The sequence below is a fragment of the Inquilinus limosus MP06 genome (assembly GCF_000767795.1).
Classification (GTDB): Bacteria; Pseudomonadota; Alphaproteobacteria; order DSM-16000; family Inquilinaceae; genus Inquilinus; species Inquilinus limosus_E.
The window spans coordinates 1-4,527 of the sequence record NZ_JANX01000522.1 but is presented as its reverse complement, the minus strand read 5'-3'; the positions used below and the strand labels follow the sequence as shown (position 1 = coordinate 4,527).

Annotated in this window: 6 protein-coding genes; 3 read left to right on the top strand and 3 right to left on the bottom strand. The window is 71.1% G+C overall.

Annotated elements, in window-relative coordinates:
- Nucleotides 1-225, top strand: a 225-nt coding sequence (locus P409_RS39315; protein WP_202964829.1) for a hypothetical protein, incomplete at its 5' end; no start/stop codon positions are given.
- 362 nt (nt 226-587) lie between these two features.
- Here P409_RS39315 and P409_RS27495 read toward each other — a convergent pair.
- Both P409_RS27495 and P409_RS27490 read right to left on the bottom strand, forming a co-directional pair.
- Nucleotides 588-1,175, bottom strand: coding sequence for an ActR/PrrA/RegA family redox response regulator transcription factor (locus tag P409_RS27495; protein WP_081991829.1), 588 nt, complete (start codon nt 1,173-1,175; stop codon nt 588-590).
- Nucleotides 1,172-2,548, bottom strand: coding sequence for an ActS/PrrB/RegB family redox-sensitive histidine kinase (locus tag P409_RS27490; RefSeq protein WP_052121469.1), 1,377 nt, complete (start codon nt 2,546-2,548; stop codon nt 1,172-1,174). The genes P409_RS27495 and P409_RS27490 overlap by 4 nt, the downstream gene beginning before the upstream one ends.
- A gap of 9 nt (nt 2,549-2,557) precedes the next feature.
- On the opposite strand from P409_RS27490, the gene P409_RS27485 reads away from it, so the two are divergent.
- Nucleotides 2,558-3,319, top strand: a complete 762-nt coding sequence (locus P409_RS27485; protein WP_034845891.1) for an ABC transporter ATP-binding protein — start codon at nt 2,558-2,560, stop codon at nt 3,317-3,319.
- Nucleotides 3,320-3,329: 10 nt separating this feature from the next.
- Nucleotides 3,330-4,160 carry an ABC transporter permease gene (locus tag P409_RS27480; protein ID WP_034845895.1) on the top strand — a complete coding sequence of 277 codons (831 nt, stop codon included), beginning with the start codon at nt 3,330-3,332 and terminating at the stop codon, nt 4,158-4,160.
- Nucleotides 4,161-4,169: 9 nt separating this feature from the next.
- Here P409_RS27480 and P409_RS27475 read toward each other — a convergent pair.
- Nucleotides 4,170-4,527, bottom strand: a 358-nt coding sequence (locus tag P409_RS27475; protein WP_034845889.1) for a winged helix-turn-helix domain-containing protein, incomplete at its 5' end; no start/stop codon positions are given.

The following is a 4,527-nucleotide window of genomic DNA, read 5'->3' as shown; positions in this document are numbered from 1 at the left end:
CCCATTCGGCGGCATTGGCACGGCCTGTGGCGCGCGGCCGTGCCGGGCTCGGACCCGGACCGGGCTGCGGCGCTGCTGGCGCCGGTCGCCGCCGCCCGCCAGGCGGTGATCTATCAGGGCTTCCTCGACCGGATCGAACCGGCGGAACGGGTCTACCACCGCCCCGACCCGGCCGAATGGCTGGCCCGGACGGCGGCGATCCTCGGCGGGTCGGTCGACGGGTGAGAGGCGACGCAGCGGCCGCCATTTCCAGCCCCCGTTCCCCGGCCTACACTCCCGGTCCGAATGACGCAGGCATTCAACCGATGGCAAACGATCCGCTCGGGCCGCCACGGGCTCCGACCAAGCCGTTCTGGCGGGACCCGCTCGGGTGGGTTCTCACCGTCGCACTATTGATGCTCGCCGTCGGCTGGGGACTGGAGCGTCAATACCCTCTGACCTCCACTCTGTTGCAGTGGGTTGGTATGCCGCTGATGCTTACCACGCTGGTGGCACGGGTGGTGAGGAAGCGCAGCGGGCGCCCCTACTAGGGTCGGGGCGTCGATCCGGCTGCCGCGGGGGCAAGGCCCGCCGCGGCGCCTGCAGGATCACCCCCGCGGGGCGTGCTTGTTCAGGATGCGCTGCAAAGTGCGACGGTGCATCTTCAGCCGGCGCGCCGTCTCCGACACGTTGCGGTCGCACTGCTCGAACACGCGCTGGATGTGCTCCCACCGCACGCGGTCGGCCGACATCGGGTTCTCCGGCGGCGGCGGCAGCTTCTCGTCTGGGTTCAGCAGCGCCGCCTCGATCTGGTCGGCGTCGGTCGGCTTGGCCAGGTAGTCGACGGCGCCGGCCTTCACCGCGGCCACGGCGGTGGCGATGTTGCCGTAGCCGGTCAGCATGATCACCCGGCTGTCCGGCCGCGCCTCATGCAGCACCGGCACGATGTCCAGGCCGTTGCCGTCGCCCAGCCGCAGGTCCAGCACCGCGAAGGCGGGGGCGACGCGGCGGGCCAGGTCGATGCCGGTGGCCAGGCCGTCGGCGGTCACCACCTCGAAGCCCCGTTTCTCCATGGCGCGGGCCAAGCGGGTGCGGAAGGCGATGTCGTCGTCGACGATCAGCAGGCTCTTGGCCGCGTCGCGCGCCGGCAGCGGCGCCGGCTGTTCGGGGGTGACGGTGGCGGGAGAGATGGTCATGCCCAGGTCCTTTCTTTCCTCTCAAATTTGTGTCGCGGCCACGCAACTGCAATAACCGCGCCCCCTTGCGGGCCATTCGAGAAGGACAATTGGGCCCCGCTATGCTCCAGGAGCGTGGCCGCGATGAAGATGCCGAGCCCCATATGGTCGCTGTCCTCGCCGCGGCCGGAGACATAGGGCTCGCCGAGCCGGCCCAGCAGGGCCAGCGGGAAGCCGGGGCCGTCGTCGGTGATCTTCAGCACCACGGTCTTCGGTCCATATTCGGCGCTGATCTCGACCCGGTTTCGCGCGAATTGCAGCGCGTTCTGGATCAGGTTGCCCAGGCCGTGGATCAGCTCCGGCGTCCGCCGCAGCATCAGCGGCTGGCCCGGCGGGCCGTCGGCGGCGGTGATGAACAGCCGGCGGTTCTCGCTGTGCAGGTAGCTTTCGGCCGCGGCCCCGGCCAGCGCCGGCAGGGTCATCAGCCGGAACGGGTCGCCGTCATCCGGCTCCGGCCGCCGCGCCAGCTCGGTCAGGATGTCCCTGCAGCGGCCGACCTCCTGCTCCAGCAGGGCGATATCCTCGGCCATCGGGCTGTCGGCCGGCACGTCGCGCCGCATCTCCCGCGCGATCAGGGTGATGGTGCCGAGCGGCGTGCCCAGCTGATGCGCCGCCGCCGCGGCCAGGCCGCCCAGCAGCGAGATGCGCTGCTCGCGCTCCAGCGCCAGCTGGGTGGCGCCCAGCGCGTCCGACACCTGGCGGGAATCGGCCGCCACCTGCCAGACGTAGTTGGAGATGAACAGGATGGCGATCGCCATCGCCAGGCCGACGCCGAGATGGTAGGGCGAGCCGCTGGAGGGCATGCCGCCCGGCAGCGGATAGTGCCAGAAGGCCAGCAGCACGATGCCCGCCATCGCCAGCCCGGTCAGCGTCACCGTGCTGCGGTAGCTCAGCAGCGTGGCCGACACCGTCAGCGGCGCCAGCAGCAGCACGACGAAGGGGTTCAAGAGGCCGCCGGTGAGGAACAGGAGGGCCACCAGCTGGCACATGTCGTAGCCGAGATAGAGGGCGGCGTCGCGCTCCACCAGCCGCAGCCGCCACTTGCCCTGGACCACGGCGGCGACGTTCAGCGCCACCGAGATGCCGACGATGGCCAGCGCCGGCCACAGCGGCAGGGCATAGTCCATCCAGTAATGCACGAACAGGATCGAGACGGCCTGGCCGGCGACGGCGACCCAGCGGATCTTGATCAGGGTGATCTGGCTGATCCGCGCCCGCATCCGCCGGCCGGGCACCGCCTCCGGCGCGTCCAGCGGCCGCCGCAGCACGGCCGGCCCGGCCTCCGCCGCCGGTCCGATACCGGCCCCCTGGTCATTCTCGGCTTGTCCGTCCATTCTCGCTCCATGCTCTCCGACGGCGTCATCATAGCGGAGCGCCTGTCCAAGCGCTTCCATCCCGGCGCCGCGCCCGCGGTCGACGGCATCTCCTTCGTCGTGCCGCGCGGCTCGACCGTCGCGCTCCTGGGCGGCAACGGCGCCGGCAAGACCACCACGATCTCGATGCTGCTCGGCCTGCTGCTGCCGTCGGGCGGCCGCATCACCGTGCTGGGGCACGATATGGCCCGCGATCGCTGGGCCGTCCTGCCCCGGATGAACTTCTCCAGCCCCTATGTCGATCTGCCGCACCGGCTGACGGTGCGCGAGAACCTGGCGGTCTATGCCCGGCTCTACGGCGTGCGCGACCGCCGCCGCCGCATCGCCGAGCTGGCGGAGATGCTGGACCTGACCGGGTTCGTCGACCGGCCGTCCGGCAAGCTGTCCGCCGGGCAGAAGACCCGGGTGGCGCTGGCCAAGGCGCTGGTCAACGCGCCGGAGCTGCTGCTGCTCGACGAGCCGACCGCCTCGCTCGACCCCGACACCGGCGACTGGGTGCGCGGCATGCTGGAGCGCTACCGGGCCGAGCGCGGGGCCACCATCCTGCTGGCCAGCCACAACATGGACGAGGTCGAGCGGCTGAGCGACCAGGTGCTGATGCTGAAAGCGGGGAAGATCGTCGACCAGGGCTCGCCCGACCACCTGATCGCCAAATACGGCCGCACCGACCTGGAGGAGGTGTTCCTCGACATCGCCCGCAGCCGCAGCGCGCTTGGGCAGGCCGCGCAATGAGGCCGGCGCGATGAGCGGAACCCTCGCCTCTCCGCCCGCCCTGCGCGGCTCGGCCGCCGGCCGCATCCTGGCGGTGATGCTGCGCCACCTCTACATCCTGCGCGGCTCGATGCCGCGGCTGATCGAGCTGGCCTACTGGCCGACGGTACAGATGGTGGTTTGGGGCCTGATCACCGAGAGCCTGGCGCCGGCGATGAACTGGCAGGCCCAGGCGGCGGGCGTGCTGATCTCCGCGGTGCTGCTGTGGGACCTGCTGTTCCGGGCCCAGCTCGGCATGTCGATCTCCTTCCTCGAGGAGATGTGGAGCCGCAATCTCGGTCACCTCTTCGTCAGCCCGCTCCGGCCCTGGGAATGGGTGGCGTCGCTGATGGCGATGAGCCTGATCCGCACCCTGGCCGGGGTGGTGCCGGCGGCCTTGCTGGCGATCCTGCTGTACCACTGGAACATCTTCTCGCTCGGCCTGCCGCTGCTGGCCTTCTTCGTCAACCTGATCGTCACCGGCTGGGCGGTGGCGCTGGTGGTGCTGGCGCTGATCCTGCGCTACGGCATGGGGGCGGAGGGGCTGGCCTGGGCCATCGTCTTCGCCATCTCGCCGATCAGCGCGATCTACTATCCGGTCTCGGTGCTGCCGGGCTGGCTGCAATGGGTGGCCTATGCGCTGCCGCCGGCCCATGTGTTCGAAGGCATGCGCGGCCTGCTGCATGGGCAGGGCTTCGCCATGGGCCATTTCCTGGCCGCCGTCGGGCTGAATGTCGTGTGCCTGGCCCTCGGCTGCGCCGCGTTCCTCTGGGGCTTCCGCATCGCCCGAGATCGCGGCTCTTTGCTGCAGCAGGGGGAATAGGGTCGCCGGTCAGGCCTGCTCGACCGGGAGGATGAACGTATAGCCGACGCCGCGCTCGGTCCGGATCAGCCGGGGCGCGCCCGGGGCGGCCTCCAGCTTGCGCCGCAGCCGCAGGATCTGGACGTCGATGCTGCGGTCGTAGACATCCTCATGCACCCGCGTCGCCTGCAGCAGGTGTTCGCGCGACAGCGGGCGCTGCGGCGCGTCGAGGAAGGCGACCAGCAGGGCGTACTCGCCCTTGGTCAGAGCCACCGCGCGGCCCTCGGGATCGGCCAGGCGCCGCAGGCGGCGGTCGAGCTGCCAGCCGCCGAACCGACTGCGCCCGCGCCGGGGTTCCGGCTGGGCCAGGCCATGGCCGCGGCGCCGC

Excerpts from the sequence above, each read along its gene's own strand:
- P409_RS27480 (WP_034845895.1), top strand. The coding sequence starts at position 3,330 with ATGAGCGGAACCCTCGCCTCTCCGCCCGCCCTGCGCGGCTCGGCCGCC.
- P409_RS27490 (WP_052121469.1), bottom strand. The coding sequence starts at position 2,548 with ATGGACGGACAAGCCGAGAATGACCAGGGGGCCGGTATCGGACCGGCG.
- P409_RS27495 (WP_081991829.1), bottom strand. The coding sequence starts at position 1,175 with ATGACCATCTCTCCCGCCACCGTCACCCCCGAACAGCCGGCGCCGCTG.
- P409_RS27485 (WP_034845891.1), top strand. The coding sequence starts at position 2,558 with ATGCTCTCCGACGGCGTCATCATAGCGGAGCGCCTGTCCAAGCGCTTC.